Here is a 19072-nt window from a genome sequence, read left to right as displayed (position 1 = left end):
ATCGTGCATACAAGGCTATTGATCCGGCGTCAGAGGGGACACCGGTGCGCCCGCCCGGTTCGAAGGTGGCCGAAACCGACCGTTCCCGGCACGCCTCGCAGGGGTGTCAGGCGGCGACGGCGAGGCTCGCGTTGTGGCCGCCGAAGCCGAAGGAGTTGCTGAGCGCGACGACCTCGCCGGCGGGGAGGGCGCGGCTGCCGCCCGCCGTGACGTCCAGGTCGATCTCGCCGTCCTGGTTCCCGGCGTTGAGCGTGGGCGGGGCCAGCCGGTGGTGCAGGGCGAGCAGGGTCGCGACGGCCTCCACGCCGCCGGAACCGCCCTGGAGGTGGCCGATCATCGACTTCGTCGCCGAGACCGCCACGTTGTCGGTGTGCCGTCCGAGCACGCGGCGCAGCGCCCGGGCCTCGGCGAGATCACCCGCCGGGGTGGACGTGGCGTGCGCGTTGACGTGCACCACGTCCGCAGGTGCGACCCCGGCGTCCGCGAGCGCGCGTTCCATGGCCTTGGCCGCGCCCCTCCCCTCGGGCTCCGGCTGCGCGATGCGGTGGCCGTCGACCGACATCCCGGCGCCGAGCACCCGCCCGTAGACGCGCGCGCCCCGCGCCCGGGCATGCCGTTCGGACTCCAGGACGACGATGCCGGCGCCCTCGCCGAGCAGGAAGCCGTCACGGTCCTTGGCGAAGGGCCGCGACGCCTGCTCCGGCGCGTCGTTGCGCCGGGACAGCGCGCGCATCGAGGCGAAACCGCCGAGAACGAAGGGGTGGACGGGCGCCTCGGTGCCGCCGGCGATGACCACGTCCGCCCGGCCGAGCCGGATCATGTCGGCGCCGAACGCGATCGCCTCGGTGCCGGACGCGCACGCGCTCGCGGGGGAGTGCGCGCTGGCCTGGGCGCCGTAGTCGAGGGCTATCCGGGCCGACGAACCGCTCGGGAGGAGGGCGGGAACGGCGAACGGGGACATGTGACGCCAGCCCTTGCGGAGCAGGGCGTCGTACGCGGACAGCATGGTCTGCAGGCCGATGATCGACGAGACCGAGACGGCCAGTCGTTCGCGGTCCACCGTCGTGTCACCAGCCAGTCCCGCGTCGGCCCAGGCCTCGCCGGTGGCGACGAGGGCGAGCTGGGTGGCCCGGTCCATGCGGCGGGCCTGTGCCGGCGGGAAGTGGGACGGCAGGTCGACGGCGGCGGGCGCGGCGATGCGTACGGGGAGGTCCTCCGCCCACGGTTCGGTGAGTGTGCGGGCACCGGAGCGCCCGTCCAGCATCCCCTGCCAGGTGGTCGGCACGTCCGCCCCCAGGGGCGTCACCGTCCCCATCCCGGTCACCACCACACCGGGTCTGTCCGCGCATCTGTTCACGTCGATCAACAACCGCTCGCTCGTACACCGTTCGACCGGCTGTGACCATAACAGGACAGGGTGCAATTCGGATCAAAAGCGTGCGAGGATGTACCTAACATCACTGATCGTCAGCTAACGCCGCAACAGGTGAGAAGGGTGATCAACGCGGCCACCGGCTGCGGCGCGGCCGGCGCCGGGTCCGGCGCCGGCCGTTCAGCCGGAGGTCTCGCCGGCTCCCCAGGCCTGGGCGGCCGACTGTCGCCGCAGCCGCTCCAGGACCTCCGCCTGTCGTTCCGCGCGGTGGAGCAAACGGTGTAGATCATCAGATTTCAGACGGTGTTCGTCTGCGACGAGATCCGCCAGGGTCCGCCAGGCGGCAGCCTTCCCCTCCACGCCCAGGCGCATCGCCTCCACGTCGATCAAGTCGCTCAGCGGCGAGCGGCGGAGCAGCCGACCGTTGGGCTTGAACCGCACTGCACGCTCTCCCGCCCAACCGGCGACGATGCGCAGCCGCTGTCGCGGCAGGCCCAGATCGGACATGATCCGCTGCAGTGACCGGCGGTCCTCTGCGACCTCCCGAGCGAGTTCGCCCAGTTCGCGGCCGATCGCGTCGTCGCGGTGCCTCCGGGCCGCGCGGCGCAGGAGCTGCGTGCCGGCGGTGGCTCCGGCCAGGTGGTCGTTGAGATACACCGCCAGTAGTGACCTACGAGACGACTGCATCGGGCGCCCTCCGGTTCGGGGTCCGCCACGGGCGGCGGACGGTCCGGGGCGGAGCCGGTCCGGCCCCTGTGTTCGATCCGGTCGCCCCCGGTCGCCCGTCGGCCCGGGAGGGCCGCCGCCGTCCGGGGTACGCCCGGAACACTCGGGTACCCGCTCACGCATACCCCACCCCGAAGCGCGGAAGGGGCGGGAGCGGCCCGGAGCGCGGGCCGGATCCTACGGAGCAGGAGGCACCCGATGAGCGGCGCGGACGACGGCGACCGGACCGGCAACACCGAGTACGGCCGGCGGACCTTCAAGCGGTCCAGGAGCCACTTCGCCGACCGCATCACCGCGGACGGCCGGGACGGCTGGCCGGTCGAGGCCGGCCGCTACCGCCTGGTGGTGAGCCGTGCCTGTCCGTGGGCCAGTCGTGCCCTGGTCGTGCGGCGCCTGCTGGGACTGGAGGACTCCCTCTCGCTCGCCGTGGCCGACCCGATCCAGGACGACCGGAGCTGGCGCTTCACCCTCGATCCGGACGGCCTCGACCCGGTGCTCGGCATCCACCTCCTCAGGGACGCCTACGACGCGCGGGAGACCGGCTATCCCGGCGGCGTCAGCGTCCCCGCGGTCGTGGACGTGCCCAGCGGCAAGCTGGTGACGAACGACTACCAGCAGCTCACCCTGGACCTCTCCACCGAGTGGACCGCCCTCCACCGCCCCGGCGCCCCCGACCTCTACCCCAAGGCGCACCGCGAAGAGATCGACGAGGTGATGCAGGGCGTCTACCGGGACCTCAACAACGGCGTGTACCGTGCCGGCTTCGCGGTCGGGCAGGAGGAGTACGAAGAGGCGTACGGGGACGTCTTCCATCGCCTGGACCAGCTCTCGCAGCGGCTCGCCGACCGCCGCTACCTCGTCGGCGACACCCTCACCGAGGCCGACATCCGCCTCTTCACCACGCTGGTCCGCTTCGACGCCGTCTACCACGGGCACTTCAAGTGCAACCGTTCCAAGATCGCCGAGGACCCGGTGCTCTGGGCGTACCTGCGCGACCTCTACCAGACGCCCGGCTTCGGCGACACGGTGGACTTCTCCGACATCAAGCGTCACTACTACCTGGTGCACACCGGCATCAACCCGACCGGTGTGGTCCCCGCCGGGCCGGACCTCTCCCTTCTCCACACCCCGCACCACCGGGAGGAGCTCGGCGGCCGTCCCTTCGGGGACGGCACCCCGCCGGGTCCGCCCCCGCCCGGGGAGGCCGTCCCCGCCGCCCACCGCCCTCCGGGCCGCAGGTCCTGAAGCCGCCGCCCCGACGGCTCGCCCGCCCCGAGCCGTATCCGCTGCGTCCGCAGTGTCCGCCGTGTCGGCCGTGTCGGCTGCCGAGGTTTGCGGCTGTTTCGTCCCTCGATAGGGGGAAGAGGGAGGAGACGGAACGGTTCGGCACGTCCTGCCGGTTCTAGCGTCGTCGGCATGGACGCTTCGCCGACCCCCGTCGTCTCCGAGCTGCGGCTCTCCGCCTTCCGCGCGCACCGGGGCAGGGTGCTGCCGTTGCAGGCGTTCACGCTGCTGACCGGGCCCAGCGGTTCCGGCAAGTCCAGCGTGCTGGAGGCGTTCCACGCGCTCGGACGGCTCGCGCACGGCGACGGCCTGAGCGAAGTGTTCGGCGACCGGATCGGCGGCGCCTCGTCGTGCGTGCCGTTCGCCGCCCGCCCCGACGGGCAGGGCCGGCGCGGGTTCCGGCTGGGCTGCACCGTCGACGGCCCGGCCGGCCCCGTGCGGCTCGACCTCGCGGTGCAGGCGGAACCCGAACTGCGCGTGGCGGGCGAACGGCTGGTCGCCGCCGACGGGCGGACGCTGCTGTCCACGGCGCAGCGTGACCCGGGCCGCCCCAGCGTGCAGGCCGAGTGGCACACCGCGGGCAGCAAGGTGGTCAGGGCACCGCTGCCCGACGACCGGCTGGCGACGGCGCTGCTGCCGTTGCGGGTGGCGGGTACGACCGAGGGGCAGCGGGAGGTGCTGGCCGCCGTCGAACAGGTCGTGGTGGCGCTGCGCTCGGTCTTCCCCTGCGATCCCGCGCCGGAGGCCATGCGGGCGCCCGCGGACCTCGCGGACGGCATGCTCCGCTCCGGCTGCGACAATCTCGCCGCGGTGCTCAGACGCACCCGCGCCGAGTGCACGAGCCGGCACGCCGCGCTGGTGGAAGCCGTGCGGGCCGGCTGTGCGGGGCCGGTGGACGGTCTGACCGCGGTCGCCTGCGACGGCGGCCGGGTGCGGGCGCTCCTGGAGCGCGGCGGGAGCGCGGAGCCGATGCCGGTCGACCGGCTCGGTGACGGCGAACTGCGCTACCTCGGCCTGGCGCTGGTGCTGCTGACCGGGCCGGGGGTGCTGAACGTCGATCCGGTGGAGGGCATGCCGCCCGCCCGGCAGGCGCTCGCGGTGCTCGCGGACGGCCTCGACCGCGGGCTGGACCGGCGGCAGTCGGCGGAACTCCTCGCCCTCACGGCGCGCATGTGCCGGCGCGGGCACATCCGGCTGCTGGGCACCCTGCACGAGGCGCCGGACGCCGTGCAGGTGCCCGAGGCGACCCTGGTAGACCTGGGGCGTGAACGCATTCCCGCACAGCTCCCCCGGGCCTGACGACGACGTGCCCGCCACCCGCAGCCTGCCCGGACTCCAGCGCCGGCTCGCCGAGTTCGCCGAGGTCCGCGACTGGGGCCGCTACCACACGCCGAAGAACCTGGCCGCCGCGCTGAGTGTGGAGGCCGGCGAACTGGTGGAGATCTTCCAGTGGCTCACGCCGGAGGAGTCGGCGGGGGTGATGGCGGACCGGAGGTCCGCCGCGCGCGTCGAGGACGAGGTCGCCGACGTCCTGGCGTATCTCCTCCAGTTCTGCGAGGTGCTGGGCGTGGACGCGCTGGCCGCACTCGAAGCCAAGATCGCACGGAACGAGGAGCGTTTCCCGGCACCCGGAAACGGTGACTCTATGGAGTGAGGGAGTTGTGCACAGTGGCGAAGTTGTCCACATTTCTCCCCAACTTTCCGAGGGAGAAGGTCGATCGGTGTCACCGTGGGTGAGAACCGTGTGAAGGGGGAAGGCGATGGAAGCAGTCGGACTCATCGAGGAGACGCGGCAGGCGCTCGCGCGCAGCGCCGCCGCAGCAGGCACCTCGGGCGTGGCGGACGTGATCGCGGAGGTCTGGCAGGTGCAGGCGCTGGTGGAGGCGGTCGGGTCGCACCTGGCCATCACCGGCCCGCCGGCCGTCCGGGCGGAAGCCGCGTCGCTCAGCGAGGCGGGCATGCGCGGCTGCGTCACGCTGCGGCACGACGGGCAGGGCGCCGAGGGGGTCCGTGCCGCGCGCCTGACCAGGATGGACGACGTGCACGCGGCGCTCGGCGCGCTGGCGGTGCTGCTGGGCGAGTCGATCACCGCGCTGGTCGGTGTCTGCGTCTCGGCGGAGGAGGAGGGGCTGTACTGGCAGTGTGTCGAGGCCATCGACGCCGCCGACGTGTCCGCGGACCGCGTGACGGGCATACTCCGCGGGCTGGCCCTCCCGGAAAGGGGCCCGGCCGCCTGAGGAGCCCTCCCTCCGGAGCGCGGTGCGGCCGTGCAGGATGGGGTGATGGACCTGCGCATCTTCACCGAACCCCAGCAAGGCGCCGACTACGACACGCTGCTCGCCGTCGCCAGGGCCACCGAGGACCTCGGCTTCGACGCGTTCTTCCGCTCGGACCACTACCTGGCCATGGGGGACGCCGACGGCATGCCCGGCCCCACCGACGCCTGGACCACCCTGGCGGGGCTGGCCCGCGAGACCCGCCGCATCCGGCTCGGCACCCTGATGTCCGCTGCCACCTTCCGGCTGCCGGGGCCGCTGGCCATCCAGGTCGCCCAGGTGGACCAGATGTCCGGCGGGCGGGTCGAACTCGGCCTCGGATCGGGATGGTTCGAGGAGGAGCACACCGCCTACGGCATCCCGTTCCCGAGGGAGAAGCTGGCGCGGCTGGAGGAGCAGCTCGCCGTCGTCACCGGCCTGTGGGCGACACCGGCGGGGGAGCGGTTCGACCACGACGGCGCGTACTACCGGCTCGCCGACTCCCCGGCACTGCCCAAGCCCGTCCAGTCGAAGATCCCGGTGCTGGTCGGCGGACTCGGCGAGAAGCGCACGCCCCGCCTGGCCGCCCGCTACGCCGACGAGTTCAACCTGCCCTTCACCCATCCCGACGACAGCGCCCGACGTTTCGCCCGGGTCCGGGAGGCGATGGCCGAAGCCGGACGGAAGCCGGACGAGCTGGTGTACTCCAACGCGCTGATCGTCTGCGTCGGGAAGGACGACGCGCAGGTCGCCCGCCGCGCAGCCGCCCTCGGGCGGGACGTCGGCGAGCTGAAGGAGAACGGCCTCACCGGCACACCGGAGGAGGTCGTCGACAAGATCGGCCGCTACCAGGAGGCCGGATCGTCCCGGATCTACCTCCAGGTGATGGATCTGCAGGACCTCGACCACCTGGAGCTGATCGCGTCCCGGGTGCAGAGCCGGCTGTCGTGAGCCTCCCCGCGCTCCCGCTCGCCGACGCCCTCGCCCGCGGCCCGGTCGTCCTCGACGGCGGGCTGTCCAACCAGCTGGAGGCGCAGGGCTGCGACCTGTCCGACGCGCTGTGGTCGGCGCGGCTGCTCGCGGACGGTCCGCAGGAGATCGTGGCCGCGCACCGGGCGTACGTGCGGGCGGGAGCGCGGGTACTCATCACCGCGGGCTACCAGGCGTCCTTCGAGGGGTTCGCCCGCCGCGGCTTCTCCCGCGCGGAGGCCGCCGGTCTCTTCCGCCGCAGTGTCGCCCTCGCCCGCGAGGCGGCCGGGCGGACGCCGGTGCACGTCGCCGCCTCCGTCGGCCCGTACGGCGCGGTGCAGGCCGACGGCGGCGAGTACCGCGGCCGGTACGGGCTCACCGTGCGCGAGCTGGAGCGCTTCCACCGGCCGCGCATCGAGGCGCTCGCCGAGGCCGCGCCGGACGTGCTCGCCCTGGAGACCGTGCCGGACATGGACGAGGCGGAAGCCCTGCTGCGGGCGGCGGCAGGCACCGGCCTGCCGGTCTGGCTGACGTACACCGTCGCCGGAGACCGTACCCGCGCCGGGCAGCCGCTGGCCGAAGCCTTCGACCTGCTCGCCGGCCACGACCAGGTCGTCGCGGCCGGCGTCAACTGCTGCACCCCGCGCGACGCGGCGGAGGCGGTCGCTCTCGCCGCCGCACGCACCGGCAAGCCCGTGGTCGTCTACCCCAACAGCGGCGAACGCTGGGACGCCGACGGGCACCGCTGGCACGGCGCGGTCACCTTCGACCCGCGTGCCACGGCCGGCTGGGCCGCGCACGGCGCCCGTCTCCTCGGCGGCTGCTGCCGCGTCGGCCCCGCCCTCGTCGCCCGCCTCGCCGCCGCGCTCCGGCCCCCTCCGGACGGCGACCCCGGTCACCCCGGCTAGATCGGCCACCCCGGCTGGACCGACTGCCGGCTAGACCGGCTCGCCCGGGGCCGCCGCGGCCGGTTCGGGGGAGGCGGCCGCAGTGCGGGCGCGGGCACGGCGGGAGAGGACCGCGATGGAGGCCAGGGAGAGCACGGACAGGGCCATGATGTAGCCGCCGACGGCCAGCGAGGTGCCGGTCGCCTCGAGCAGCAGCACCATCAGGAAGGGCGCCAGGCCGCCACCGATCACCGCGGCGATCTGGTACCCGAGCGACGCGCCGGTGTAGCGCATCTCCGCGGTGAACAGCTCGGCGAACAGCGCCGCCTGCGGGCCGTACATGATGCTGAGGAAGCAGCTGGTGACGAACGTGCCCACGGCCAGCCACCACAGCGAGCCGGTGTCGATGAGCAGGAACATCGGGATCGCCCACACCAGCAGTCCGGCCGCGCCGACGGTGTAGACGCGTACGCGGCCGACGCGGTCGGACAGGGCGGCTGCGGCGGGTATCAGTGCGAACTGGGTGAGGCTGACCAGCAGGGAGACGGTGAGCACCGCGCCGTGTTCCATGCCGAGTTCGCGGGTGGTGTAGTCGAGCACGCCGGTGATCACGATGTAGAACGTGGCGGTGTTCACCGCGAAGGAGGCGGCGGCGAGGAGCACGGTGCCCAGGTGGTGCCGCAGCACCTCGCGCAGCGGGGAGCGCGACGCGTCCGTCTGCTTCTCCTGTTCCGCCAGCGCCCGTTCGGCGGCGCGGAACTCCGGCGTCTCCTCGACCCGGGTGTGGATGTACCAGGCGAGCACGAGGACGAGCAGGCCGACGCCGAAGGGGATGCGCCAGCCCCAGGAGGCGAAGGCGCTGCCGCTGGTCGTGCTCTCCACGACGAGGAAGACCACGTTCGAGGTGACCACGCCGATCGGCACGCCGAGTTGCACCAGGCTGCCGTACAGCCCGCGCCGCCCCTCGGGTGCGTACTCGGTCGCCATCAGCATCGCGCCGCCCCACTGTGCGCCCACTGCGACGCCCTGGAGGACGCGCAGCGCCACCAGCAGGATCGGTGCGGCGACGCCGATGGTGTCGTAGCCGGGCAGCAGGCCGATCGCGGTGGTGGCGAGGCCCATCACGGTCAGCGCCAGCACGAGCATGGGCTTGCGTCCCCGCTTGTCCCCGAGCTGGCCGGCGACGATGCCGCCGAGCGGGCGGGCCAGGAAGCCGACGGCGAACGTCGCGAAGGCGGCGAGGACGCCGGCCACCGGACTGCTGGAGGGGAAGAACTCGTCGCCCAGTACGAGCGCGGCGGCGATGCCGAAGATGAAGTAGTCGTACCACTCCACGGCGGACGCGGCCGCCGCGGCGGAGGCGACCTTGCGGCGGTGGGTCGTCGACGAGTCGGCGGGGGAAGGCGGCGTGGTCTTCATCTGTGCACGCTCCTGGAAGGCCGTGGCCGGTGCCGCGGCCGGGAAGGGGGACGGGGAGAAGGACCGGAGCTTCGAGTTCCGGGGAACGTACCGACCGGACGGTACGGGGTCAACAGTTCGTGCGCGGACCGCTTCCGGCCGCGGGGAAAACGAGTGGTCGGGGACGGGCGGCAGGGCGATACTCGAGCGCGTGTTCCTGACGATCTCCACCACCGGCACCGTGGAAAGCCCGGCCACCGACCTCGGGTTCCTGCTGCACAAGCACCCCGGGAAGGCCCAGGCGTTCGACACCTCCTGCGGCACCGCGCACGTCCTCTACCCCGAGGCCGACGAGCATCGCTGCACGGCCGCCCTGCTGCTGGAGGTCGACCCGGTCGCCCTGGTCCGCCGCGGCCGCGGCAAGGGCCGGGGCGGCGCCCCGGACTCCGCTCTCGCCCAGTACGTCAACGACCGCCCCTACGCGGCGTCCTCGCTGCTCGCCGTCGCGCTGGGCGCCGTCTTCCGCAGCGCGATGGCCGGACGCTGCCCGCAGCGCCCGGACCTCCCCGGCCGTGCGCTGCCGCTGCGCGTCGCCGTCCCGTCGCTGCCCGCGCGCGGCGGCGTGGACACCGTGCGCCGCCTGTTCGAGCCGCTGGGCTGGTCGGTGGACGCCGAACCGGTGCCGCTGGACGCGCACTTCCCCGAGTGGGGCGACTCGCGCTACGTGCGGCTGACGCTGGAGGGCGAGCTGCGGCTCGCCGACGCGCTGCGGCAGCTGTACGTGCTGCTCCCCGTCCTGGACGGGGCCAAGCACTACTGGGTGACGGCCGACGAGGTCGACAAGCTGCTGCGGGCCGGCGAGGGCTGGCTGGAGAACCACCCGGAGCAGGGCCTGATCGCCGGCCGCTACCTGGCCCGGCGCGGCGCTCTCACCCGGCGGGCGATGGAGCGGCTGGAACTGGCCCGGCTCGCCGAGTCCGACGACGCGGCGGCCGAGGACCTCGACAACGCCGTGCCGGACGGCGACGACGACTCCACCCCGTCCCCCGACGCGGCGGACACCCCCGCCGGCACCGCGGCACCGGAGCCGTCGGACCCTGCGGCGGCCGGGAAGCCGCGCAGCCTGGCCGCCGAGCGCCGGGACGCGATCCTCGCCGCCCTGCACGAGACGGGCGCCGCGCGCGTGCTGGACCTGGGCTGCGGCGAAGGCCGGCTGATCGCCGCGCTGCTGTCCGACCGGCGGTTCACCCAGGTCACCGGTGTCGACGTGTCGATGCGGGCCCTGCACGTCGCGAGCCGCAGGCTGCGCCTGGACCGGATGGGCGAGCGGCAGGCGTCCCGGGTGAGCCTGCTGCAGGGCTCGCTCGCCTACACGGACTCCCGTCTCAAGGGCTACGACGCCGCGGTCCTCAGCGAGGTCGTCGAGCACCTCGACCCGCCGCGGCTGCCCGCGCTGGAGTACGCCGTGTTCGGCGCCGCGCGGCCGTCCGCCGTCGTCGTCACCACGCCCAACGTCGAGTACAACGCTTGCTGGGAGTCGCTGCCGGCCGGCCAGGTCCGGCATCACGACCACCGGTTCGAGTGGAACCGGGAGGAGTTCCGCCGCTGGGCGGAGGAGGTCGCCGGACGGCACGGCTACGCCGTGGACCTGCGGCCGGTCGGGCCGGACGACCCCGAGGTCGGCCCGCCCACCCAGCTCGCCCTGTTCACCCTTCTCCCGACGGAGGCCGCCGCATGACGGACGTCCGTACGCTCGCCGTGCCCGACCTGTGCCTCGTCGTGCTGGTCGGCACGACCGGAGCGGGCAAGTCCACCTTCGCCCGCCGCCACTTCCTGCCCACCGAGGTGGTGTCCTCGGACGTGTGCCGGGGCCTCGTCGCCGACGACGACAACGACCAGTCCGCCACCCCCGACGCCTTCGACCTGCTGCACTACATCACGGCCAAACGCCTGACCGGCGGCCGGATCACGGTCGTCGACGCCACCAACGTGCAGTCCGAGGCGCGCCGGCAGCTGGTCGCGCTCGCCCGCGAGCACGACGTGCTGCCGGTGGCGGTGGTGCTGGACGTGCCGGAGGCCGTGTGCGCCGAACGCAACGCGGCCCGCGCGGACCGTGCCGGTCTGCCCGCACACGTCCTGCCGCGGCAGCGGCGCGAACTGCGCCGTTCGCTGCGCGGCCTGGAGCGCGAGGGCTTCCGCCGGGTGCACGTGCTGCGCGGCGTGGAGGAGGTGGAGTCGGTCCGCGTCGAGCGGGAACGCCGCTGGAACGACCTGCGGCAGCTGACCGGGCCGTTCGACATCGTGGGCGACGTGCACGGCTGCCGTGCTGAGTTGGAGACGCTGCTCGCCGACCGCCTCGGCTACCGGCTGGAGCGCGATGCCCGGGGTCGTGCGGTCGGCGCGCGCCACCCGGAGGGCCGCACCGCGGTGTTCGTCGGCGACCTGGTCGACCGCGGCCCGGACAGTCCCGGCGTGCTGCGCCTGGTGATGGGCATGGTCGAGGCGGGCACCGCGCTGTGCGTGCCCGGCAACCACGAGAACAAGCTCGGCCGCTGGCTGAAGGGCCGCAAGGTGAAGGTGGCCCACGGGCTGGCCGAGACCGTCGAGCAGATGGAGAAGGAGGCCCAGGACGACCCGGAGTTCGCCGGGCGCGTCGGCACGTTCGTCGACGGGCTGGTCAGCCACTACGTGCTGGACGGCGGCGCGCTGGTGGTGTGCCACGCGGGCCTGCCGGAGAAGTACCACGGCCGTACGTCCGGCCGGGTGCGGGCGCACGCGCTGTACGGCGAGACCACCGGTGAGACGGACGAGTTCGGCCTGCCGGTGCGCTACCCGTGGGCCGAGGACTACCGCGGCCGGGCGGCGGTCGTCTACGGCCACACGCCGGTGCCGCGCGCGTCCTGGGTCAACAACACCCTCTGCCTGGACACCGGCTGCGTGTTCGGCGGCGCCATGACGGCGCTGCGCTGGCCGGAGCGCGAACTGGTCGACGTGCCCGCCGAGCAGGTCTGGTACGAGCCGGTCCGCCCGCTCGCCACCGACGCGCCCGGCGGTGCGGACGGCCGTCCGCTGGACCTCACCGACGTGCACGGCCGTCGCATCGTGGAGACCCGGCACGCCGGACGGATCTCCGTCCGGGAGGAGAACGCGGCCGCCGCGCTGGAGGTGATGAGCCGGTTCGCGCTCGCGCCCGAGTTGGTGCCGTATCTGCCGCCGACCATGGCGCCGTGCGCCACCTCCCGCGAGGAGGGCTGGCTGGAGCACCCGGCCGAGGCCTTCGCGGGCTACCGCGCCGACGGTGTGCGGGAGGTGGTCTGCGAGGAGAAGCACATGGGCTCGCGGGCCGTGGCGCTGGTCTGCCGGGACGTGGCGACGGCCCGGGAGCGGTTCGGTGCCCGGAGGGATGTGCCCGGCGCCCTCTACACCCGTACCGGCCGGCCCTTCCTCGACGACGACGCGCTGACCGCCGCCGTGCTGCGGCGCGTGGCGCGCAGCGCCGAGGACGCCGGGCTGTGGGCGGAACTGGACACCGACTGGATGCTGCTGGACGCGGAGCTGATGCCGTGGTCGCTGAAGGCGGGCGGTCTGCTGCGCAACCAGTACGCCGCGGTCGGCGCGGCGGCCGGAGCGGTCTTCCCCGACGCGGTCGGCGCCGTGGCGGCGGCCGCCGCGCGCGGGGTGGACGTCGGCGGGCTGCTGGACCGGCAGCACGGCCGGGCCGCGGACGCGGCGGCGTTCACCGAGGCGTACCGCCGCTACTGCTGGCCGGTGGGCGACCCGGCGCGCGGCTGGCCCGGCGAGCCGCAGGACGGTCCCGCCCGCACGCCGGGCCGGGGCAGCGACGGGCTGGACGGCATCCGCCTGGCGCCGTTCCAGATCCTCGCCGTCCGGGACCGCAGCCTGGCCACGCTGCCGCACGACCGTCAGCTCGCCCTGATCGACCGGATGATCGACGCCGAGGGTGCGGCCGCCGTCCGGGCCAACGCGGGCGACGGGCCGTGGACGAACCGGCTGCTCGCGCCGACGCGGAGGCGCTGTGTCGACACGCACGACGAGGCGTCGGTCGCCGAGGGCGTGCGCTGGTGGCTGGAGCTGACCGGCGCCGGCGGCGAGGGCATGGTCGTCAAGCCGCTGGCGGCGTACGTCCGCGGTGAGAACGGCCGGCTGGTGCAGCCGGGGGTGAAGGTCCGGGGCCGGGAGTACCTGCGCATCATCTACGGCGCCGAGTACACCCGCCCGGACAACCTGGAGCGCCTGCGGGTGCGGCACCTCGGACACAAGCGGTCGCTGGCCCAGCGGGAGTACGCGCTCGGGCTGGAGGCGCTGGACCGGCTGGCCGGTGGCGAGCCGCTGTGGCGGGTGCACGAGGCGGTGTTCGCGGTGCTCGCACTGGAGTCGGAGCCGGTCGACCCGCGTCTCTGACGCCGCCCGGCGGGCGGGGCCACGCCGGGCCCCGCCCGCCGCAGAGGCGTGCCGGCGTGTGATGTTCCCCGGAATCCGTGCACGGGACCGGGCGGGAGGCGTCCGGTGGGGACAGGATGGGTCCATGGGATTCCATGTCGACTCCGAGGCCGGGCGGCTCCGCCGCGTCATCCTGCACCGGCCCGATCTCGAGCTGAAGCGGCTCACCCCCACGAACAAGGACGACCTCCTGTTCGACGACGTGCTCTGGGTGCGGCGGGCCCGGCAGGAGCACGACGCCTTCGCCGACGCACTCCGCGACCGCGGTATCCAGGTGCACCTCTTCGGCGACCTGCTCACCGAGAGCCTCGCGCTGCCGCAGGCGCGGGAACTCGTGCTGGACCGGGTCTTCGACGAGCGCGAGTACGGGCCGCTTGCCACCGACCACCTGCGGGCGGCGTTCGACGCCCTCCCCACCCCGGAACTCGCGCAGGCGCTGATAGGGGGCATGACCAAGCGGGAGTTCCTCGAGCACCATCCGGAGCCGACCTCGGTCCGCTTCCACGTGATGGATCTGGACGGCTTCCTGCTCGCCCCGCTGCCGAACCACCTGTTCACCCGGGACACCTCGGCCTGGGTCTACGACGGCGTCTCCATCAACGACATGCGCTGGGAGGCGCGGCGCCGCGAGACCGTGCACTTCGAGGCCATCTACCACCACCACCCGCTCTTCGCCGACAACGACTTCCACATCTGGTCCGACGGCCGCGGCTCGGCGTACCCCTCGACGATCGAGGGCGGCGACGTGCTGGTCATCGGCAACGGGGCGGTGCTGGTGGGCATGAGCGAGCGCACCACCCCGCAGGCGGTGGAGGCGCTCGCCCGGGGGCTCTTCGACGCCGGTTCGGCGACCAGCATCGTGGCGCTGGACATGCCGAAGGCGCGCGCCTTCATGCACCTCGACACCGTGATGACGATGATCGACGGCCGGTCCTTCACCCAGTACGAGGGTCTGGGAATGCTCCGCTCCTACACGATCGAGCCGGGGAGCGGGCCCGAACTCAAGGTCACCGATCATCCCCCGGAGCACATGCACCGGGCGATCGCCGCGTCGCTGGGGCTCGACTCGGTCCGGGTGCTCACCCCGACGCAGGACGTCCACTCGGCGGAGCGGGAGCAGTGGGACGACGGCTGCAACGTGCTGGCGGTGGAACCCGGCGTGGTGCTGGCGTACGAGCGTAACGTGACAACCAACACCTTCCTGCGCAAACAGGGCATCGAGGTGGTGGAGATCCCCGGCAGCGAGCTGGGTCGCGGCCGGGGTGGTCCCCGCTGCATGAGCTGCCCCGTCGAGCGGGACCCCGTCCCGTAGCGAATAGACATGCGGGGCGTCGTATACAATTACAGCTCAGGCTGATGTACGCGACCGAGGAGCCCTCCCATGGCGACAGATCTCACGGGCCGCCACTTCCTCAAGGAGGTGGACTTCACCCCCGGCGAGCTCCGCCACCTCGTCGACCTCGCCGCCCGGCTCAAGGCCGAGCGGAAGGCGGGCACCGAGCAGCAGCGGCTCCGCGGGCGCAGCATCGTCCTGATCTTCGAGAAGGCCTCCACCCGCACCCGGTGCGCCTTCGAGGTGGCCGCCTCCCATCAGGGGGCGGCCACCACCTGCCTCGACCCGTCCGGCTCCCACCTCGGCCGCAAGGAGTCCGTACGGGACACCGCGCGTGTGCTGGGGCGGATGTTCGACGCGCTGGAGTTCCGGGGCAGTGACCAGGCCGTCGCCGAGGAGCTGGCCGAGCACGCCGGTGTTCCGGTCTACAACGGGCTGACGGACGCCTGGCACCCCACCCAGCTGCTCGCCGACGTGCTCACCATGACGGAGCACTGCCCGAAGCCGGTCGAGGCGATGGCGTACGCCTACCTCGGCGACGCCCGGAGCAACATGGGCAACTCCTCCCTGGTCACCGGCGCGCTGCTGGGCATGGACCAGCGGATCGTCGCCCCGCGCGGGCTCTGGCCGGACGATGCGGTGATCGCGCGGGCCCGCGAGGTCGCCGCCACCACCGGCGCCCGCCTCACCCTCACCGAGGACGTCGCCGCGGGCGTGCGCGGCGCGGACTTCGTCGGCACGGACGTGTGGGTGTCGATGGGGGAGCCGGCCGCGCTCTGGGACGAGCGCATCGCGCTGCTGCGGCCGTACGCCGTGACGGCGGAGGTGCTGCGGGCCACCGGCAACGACGACGTCCGCTTCCTGCACTGCCTGCCGGCGTTCCACGACCTCGGGACGGCGATGGGGCGGGAGATCCACCAGCGGTACGGGCTGGAACACCTCGAGGTCAGCGACGAGGTCTTCGAGTCCGAGCGCTCCGTCGTCTTCGACCAGGCCGAGAACCGGATGCACACGATCAAGGCGGTGCTCGTCGCCACGCTGGCCGGCGACGCCGGCTGACGGCCTACGTTCGGGGCGGGTCCCGGAAGAGTCCCGGAGGGGTGCAGGTGTCCGGCGCGGTGTATCGCGCACCCATGACGACAGTCACGGACAAGTGATACGTTCGCCAGGTCGGTCACCCCCGGGAGGGAGAACGCCCATGAGCCCGTTCACCGGTTCCGTCCGCGCGGCGGAGCGCTGGTCGCACCTCCGCGTCGCGGAGGACGACGGCGTCGTCACCGTCACCCTCGACCGGCCCGACAAGCTCAACGCGCTCACCTTCGAGGCGTACGCCGACCTCCGCGACCTGCTCGCCGAGCTGTCCCGCGAGCGGCGCGCCCGCGCCCTGGTGCTGGCGGGCGAGGGGCGCGGCTTCTGCTCCGGCGGCGACGTCGAGGAGATCATCGGCGAGACGCTGTCCCTGGACACCGCGCAGCTGCTCGACTTCAACCGCATGACCGGCCAGGTGGTGCGGGCCGTCCGCGAGGCGCCGTTCCCGGTGATCGCGGCCGTGCACGGCGTCGCCGCCGGTGCGGGCGCGGTCCTCGCCCTCGCGTCGGACTTCCGCGTCGCCGATCCCACCGCCCGCTTCGCGTTCCTCTTCACCAGGGTCGGCCTGTCGGGCGGCGACATGGGCGCCGCCTACCTGCTGCCCCGCGTGGTCGGCCTCGGTCACGCGACCCGCATCCTGATGCTGGGCGAGCCGGTACGCGCGCCCGAGGCCGAACGCATCGGGCTGATCAGCACGCTGACCGACGAGGGCGGGGCCCGGCCGGCCGCCGCCGAACTCGCCCGCCGCCTGGCCGACGGCCCGGCCCTCGCCCACGCGCAGACCAAGGCGCTGCTCACCGCGGAGCTGGACATGGGCCTGTCCGCCTCGGTCGAGATGGACGCCGCCACCCAGGCCCTGCTGATGAACAGCGAGGACTACGCGGAGTTCCACGCCTCCTTCACCGAGAAGCGGCCCCCCAAGTGGCAGGGCCGCTGACGACACCGGGAGAAAGACCCGGCAGCGGCAGGCGCCCGCCCCACACCTCAGGAGTCCCCATGCGCATCGCGGTCATCGGCGGCGGTCCCGGCGGCCTCTACGCCGCTGCGCTGCTCAAGCGCCTCGACCCGGCCCGCGAGGTCACCGTCCACGAACGCAACGCCCCCGACGACACCTTCGGCTTCGGGGTGGTGCTCTCCGACGAGACACTCGGCGGCATCGAGAGCGCGGACCCGGTGGTGTACGCCGCGCTGCGGGATGAGTTCGTGCGCTGGGACGACATCGAGGTGGTGCACCGCGGCCGGAAGCTCACCTCCGGCGGCCACGGGTTCTCCGCCCTCAGCCGCCGCCGTCTGCTGGCCGTGCTGCACGAGCGCTGCCGCGACCTGGGCGTCGACCTGCGCTTCCGCTCCGAGGCGCCGGCCGCCGCGGAACTCGCCGCGTCGCACGACCTGGTGATCGCCGCCGACGGCGTGCACAGCGCCACCCGCGAGGCGTTCGCCGACGCCTTCGGCCCGGACCTGACCACGCACCGCTGCCGTTACATCTGGCTGGCCGCCGACTTCGCGCTCGACGCCTTCCGCTTCGAGATCGCCGAGACCGAACACGGCGTCATGCAGCTGCACGGCTACCCCTTCTCGGCCGACGCCTCGACCGTGATCGTCGAGATGCGCGAGGAGGTCTGGCAGGCGGCGGGCCTCGACCGGATGGACGAGGCCGCCTCGGCGGCGTACTGCGCCAAGCTGTTCCCCGACACGCTCGGCGGACGGCCGCTGCGAGGCAACAACTCGCAGTGGATCGCCTTCCGCACCGTCGTCAACGCACGCTGGTCGCACGAGAACGTCGTGCTGCTCGGGGACGCCGCGCACACCGCCCACTTCTCCATCGGCTCCGGCACCAAGCTGGCCGTCGAGGACGCCCTCGCGCTGGCGGCCTGCGTGGAGGAGAACGCCACGCTGCCGGAGGCACTTGCCGCGTACGAGGCCGAGCGGCGCCCGGTGGTGACGTCCACGCAGCGCGCCGCCCGCGCCAGCCTGGAGTGGTTCGAGGACCTGGCCACCTACACCGGCCAGCCGCCCTACCGCTTCGCGTTCAACCTGCTGACCCGCAGCCGCCGCGTCACCCACGACAACCTGCGGCTCCGCGACCCGGACTTCGTCGCCGCCGTGGAACGCGAGGCCGGCGTGCCGGAGGGCACGCCGCCGATGTTCACCCCGTTCCGCCTCGGCCCCCTGGAACTGCGCAACCGGGTCGTGGTCTCCGCGATGGACATGTACTCGGCCGACGACGGCGTCCCCGGCGACTTCCACCTCGTCCACCTGGGCAGCCGCGCCCTCGGCGGCGCCGGGCTGGTGATGACCGAGATGGTGTGCGTCTCGCCGGACGGCCGGATCACGCCCGGCTGCACCGGCCTGTGGAACGACGCGCAGGCCGCCTCCTGGCGGCGGATCGCCGACTTCGTGCACACCCGCTCACCCGGCACCGCCCTCGGCGTGCAGCTCGGCCACTCCGGGCGCAAGGGCTCCACCCGGCTGATGTGGGAGGGCATCGACGACCCGCTGCCGGACGGCAACTGGCCGGTGGTCGCCCCGTCCCCGCTGCCCTACCGCGACGGCGTCAACCAGGTGCCCCGGGCGCTGGAGGTCTCCGAACTCGCCGGTCTGCGCGATCAGTTCGTCGACGCGGCGCGGCGGGCCGCCGGCGCCGGGTTCGACCTGCTGGAGCTGCACTGCGCGCACGGCTACCTGCTGTCGAGCTTCCTCTCGCCGCTGACCAACCGCCGCACCGACGCCTACGGCGGCGACGTCCGGGGCCGGCTGCGGTTCCCGCTGGAGGTCTTCGACGCGGTCCGCGAGGTGTGGCCCGAGGACCGCGCGCTCACCGTCCGTATCTCCGCCACCGACTGGGCCGAGGGCGGCACCAGCGCCGAGGACACCCTGGCCGTCGCGCGGGCGTTCGCGGACCACGGCGCCGACGCGATCGACGTCTCCACCGGGCAGGTCGTCTCCGAGGAGAGGCCCGACTTCGGGCGCTCGTACCAGACGCCGTACGCCGACCGCATCCGTAACGGCCTCGGCGTGCCCGTGATCGCGGTCGGCGCGATCTCCTCCTGGGACGACGTCAACTCGCTGCTGCTCGCCGGGCGCGCGGACCTCTGCGCCCTGGCCCGGCCGCACCTGTACGACCCGCACTGGTCGCTGCACGCCGCCGCCGACCAGGACTACACCGGGCCCGGCGCGCCCTGGCCGCAGCAGTACCGGGCGGGCAGCCGCAAGCCGCCCACCGGACGCACGGACGCGCCGAAGCAGCGGCTCACGCTGTGACCCCCGCCCGGCGGGGTCGTGCGGGGCGTCCGGCCGC

At 73.7% G+C, this 19072-nt stretch carries 15 protein-coding genes; 12 read left to right on the top strand and 3 right to left on the bottom strand.

The features are described 5' to 3' along the window. Nucleotides 1–106: 106 nt before the first annotated feature. Together RM572_RS05620 and RM572_RS05615 are read right to left on the bottom strand one after the other, a co-directional pair. Nucleotides 107–1330 (bottom strand): beta-ketoacyl-[acyl-carrier-protein] synthase family protein, encoded by a 1224-nt coding sequence (locus RM572_RS05620; protein ID WP_311672167.1) that lies wholly within the window; start codon nucleotides 1328–1330, stop codon nucleotides 107–109. A gap of 222 nt (nucleotides 1331–1552) precedes the next feature. Further along, complete coding sequence (locus RM572_RS05615) at nucleotides 1553–2059, bottom strand: hypothetical protein (protein WP_311672165.1); 507 nt, start codon at nucleotides 2057–2059, stop codon at nucleotides 1553–1555. Nucleotides 2060–2296: 237 nt separating this feature from the next. On the opposite strand from RM572_RS05615, the gene RM572_RS05610 reads away from it, so the two are divergent. From RM572_RS05610 to mmuM, 6 genes are all read left to right on the top strand, one after another. After that, a complete protein-coding gene (locus RM572_RS05610) occupies nucleotides 2297–3343 on the top strand; it encodes a glutathione S-transferase family protein (RefSeq protein WP_311672164.1) in 1047 nt (348 codons plus the stop codon). Between the two features lie 171 nt (nucleotides 3344–3514). Next, nucleotides 3515–4681: an AAA family ATPase gene (locus RM572_RS05605; protein ID WP_311672163.1), complete on the top strand. Its 1167-nt coding sequence runs from the start codon at nucleotides 3515–3517 to the stop codon at nucleotides 4679–4681. A 25-nt stretch (nucleotides 4682–4706) separates the two neighbouring features. Continuing rightward, nucleotides 4707–5036, top strand: a complete 330-nt coding sequence (locus tag RM572_RS05600) for a nucleotide pyrophosphohydrolase (RefSeq protein ID WP_037789527.1) — start codon at nucleotides 4707–4709, stop codon at nucleotides 5034–5036. Nucleotides 5037–5142: 106 nt separating this feature from the next. Then, a complete protein-coding gene (locus RM572_RS05595) occupies nucleotides 5143–5619 on the top strand; it encodes a DUF6099 family protein (protein ID WP_311672162.1) in 477 nt (158 codons plus the stop codon). Nucleotides 5620–5664: 45 nt separating this feature from the next. Continuing rightward, complete coding sequence (locus RM572_RS05590; RefSeq protein ID WP_311672161.1) at nucleotides 5665–6588, top strand: LLM class F420-dependent oxidoreductase; 924 nt, start codon at nucleotides 5665–5667, stop codon at nucleotides 6586–6588. After that, the gene (mmuM, locus tag RM572_RS05585; RefSeq protein ID WP_311672160.1) at nucleotides 6585–7514 is read left to right on the top strand and encodes a homocysteine S-methyltransferase; all 930 of its coding nucleotides are present in this window, start codon (nucleotides 6585–6587) and stop codon (nucleotides 7512–7514) included. Before RM572_RS05590 ends, mmuM begins: the two co-directional genes overlap by 4 nt. Before the next feature lie 30 nt (nucleotides 7515–7544). Here the strand turns inward: mmuM and RM572_RS05580 are convergent, their stop codons facing one another. Continuing rightward, nucleotides 7545–8912, bottom strand: coding sequence for an MFS transporter (locus RM572_RS05580; RefSeq protein ID WP_311672159.1), 1368 nt, complete (start codon nucleotides 8910–8912; stop codon nucleotides 7545–7547). A 190-nt stretch (nucleotides 8913–9102) separates the two neighbouring features. Here RM572_RS05580 and RM572_RS05575 point away from each other — a divergent pair, with 190 nt between their 5' ends. From RM572_RS05575 to RM572_RS05550, 6 genes are all read left to right on the top strand, one after another. Then, nucleotides 9103–10629 carry a 3' terminal RNA ribose 2'-O-methyltransferase Hen1 gene (locus tag RM572_RS05575; protein WP_311672158.1) on the top strand — a complete coding sequence of 509 codons (1527 nt, stop codon included), beginning with the start codon at nucleotides 9103–9105 and terminating at the stop codon, nucleotides 10627–10629. Then, the gene (locus tag RM572_RS05570; protein ID WP_311672157.1) at nucleotides 10626–13313 is read left to right on the top strand and encodes a polynucleotide kinase-phosphatase; all 2688 of its coding nucleotides are present in this window, start codon (nucleotides 10626–10628) and stop codon (nucleotides 13311–13313) included. Before RM572_RS05575 ends, RM572_RS05570 begins: the two co-directional genes overlap by 4 nt. Before the next feature lie 124 nt (nucleotides 13314–13437). Beyond that, complete coding sequence (locus RM572_RS05565) at nucleotides 13438–14664, top strand: arginine deiminase (RefSeq protein ID WP_311672156.1); 1227 nt, start codon at nucleotides 13438–13440, stop codon at nucleotides 14662–14664. 69 nt (nucleotides 14665–14733) lie between these two features. Beyond that, nucleotides 14734–15744: an ornithine carbamoyltransferase gene (argF, locus tag RM572_RS05560; RefSeq protein WP_311672155.1), complete on the top strand. Its 1011-nt coding sequence runs from the start codon at nucleotides 14734–14736 to the stop codon at nucleotides 15742–15744. A gap of 139 nt (nucleotides 15745–15883) precedes the next feature. Beyond that, a complete protein-coding gene (locus RM572_RS05555) occupies nucleotides 15884–16711 on the top strand; it encodes an enoyl-CoA hydratase family protein (protein ID WP_311672153.1) in 828 nt (275 codons plus the stop codon). A 59-nt stretch (nucleotides 16712–16770) separates the two neighbouring features. Further along, nucleotides 16771–19035 carry a bifunctional salicylyl-CoA 5-hydroxylase/oxidoreductase gene (locus RM572_RS05550; protein ID WP_311672152.1) on the top strand — a complete coding sequence of 755 codons (2265 nt, stop codon included), beginning with the start codon at nucleotides 16771–16773 and terminating at the stop codon, nucleotides 19033–19035. Nucleotides 19036–19072 lie beyond the last annotated feature (37 nt).

This window comes from Streptomyces hazeniae, from assembly GCF_031845485.1.
Taxonomy (GTDB): Bacteria; Actinomycetota; Actinomycetes; order Streptomycetales; family Streptomycetaceae; genus Streptomyces; species Streptomyces hazeniae.
This window is presented reverse-complemented; position numbering and strand designations above follow the sequence as displayed.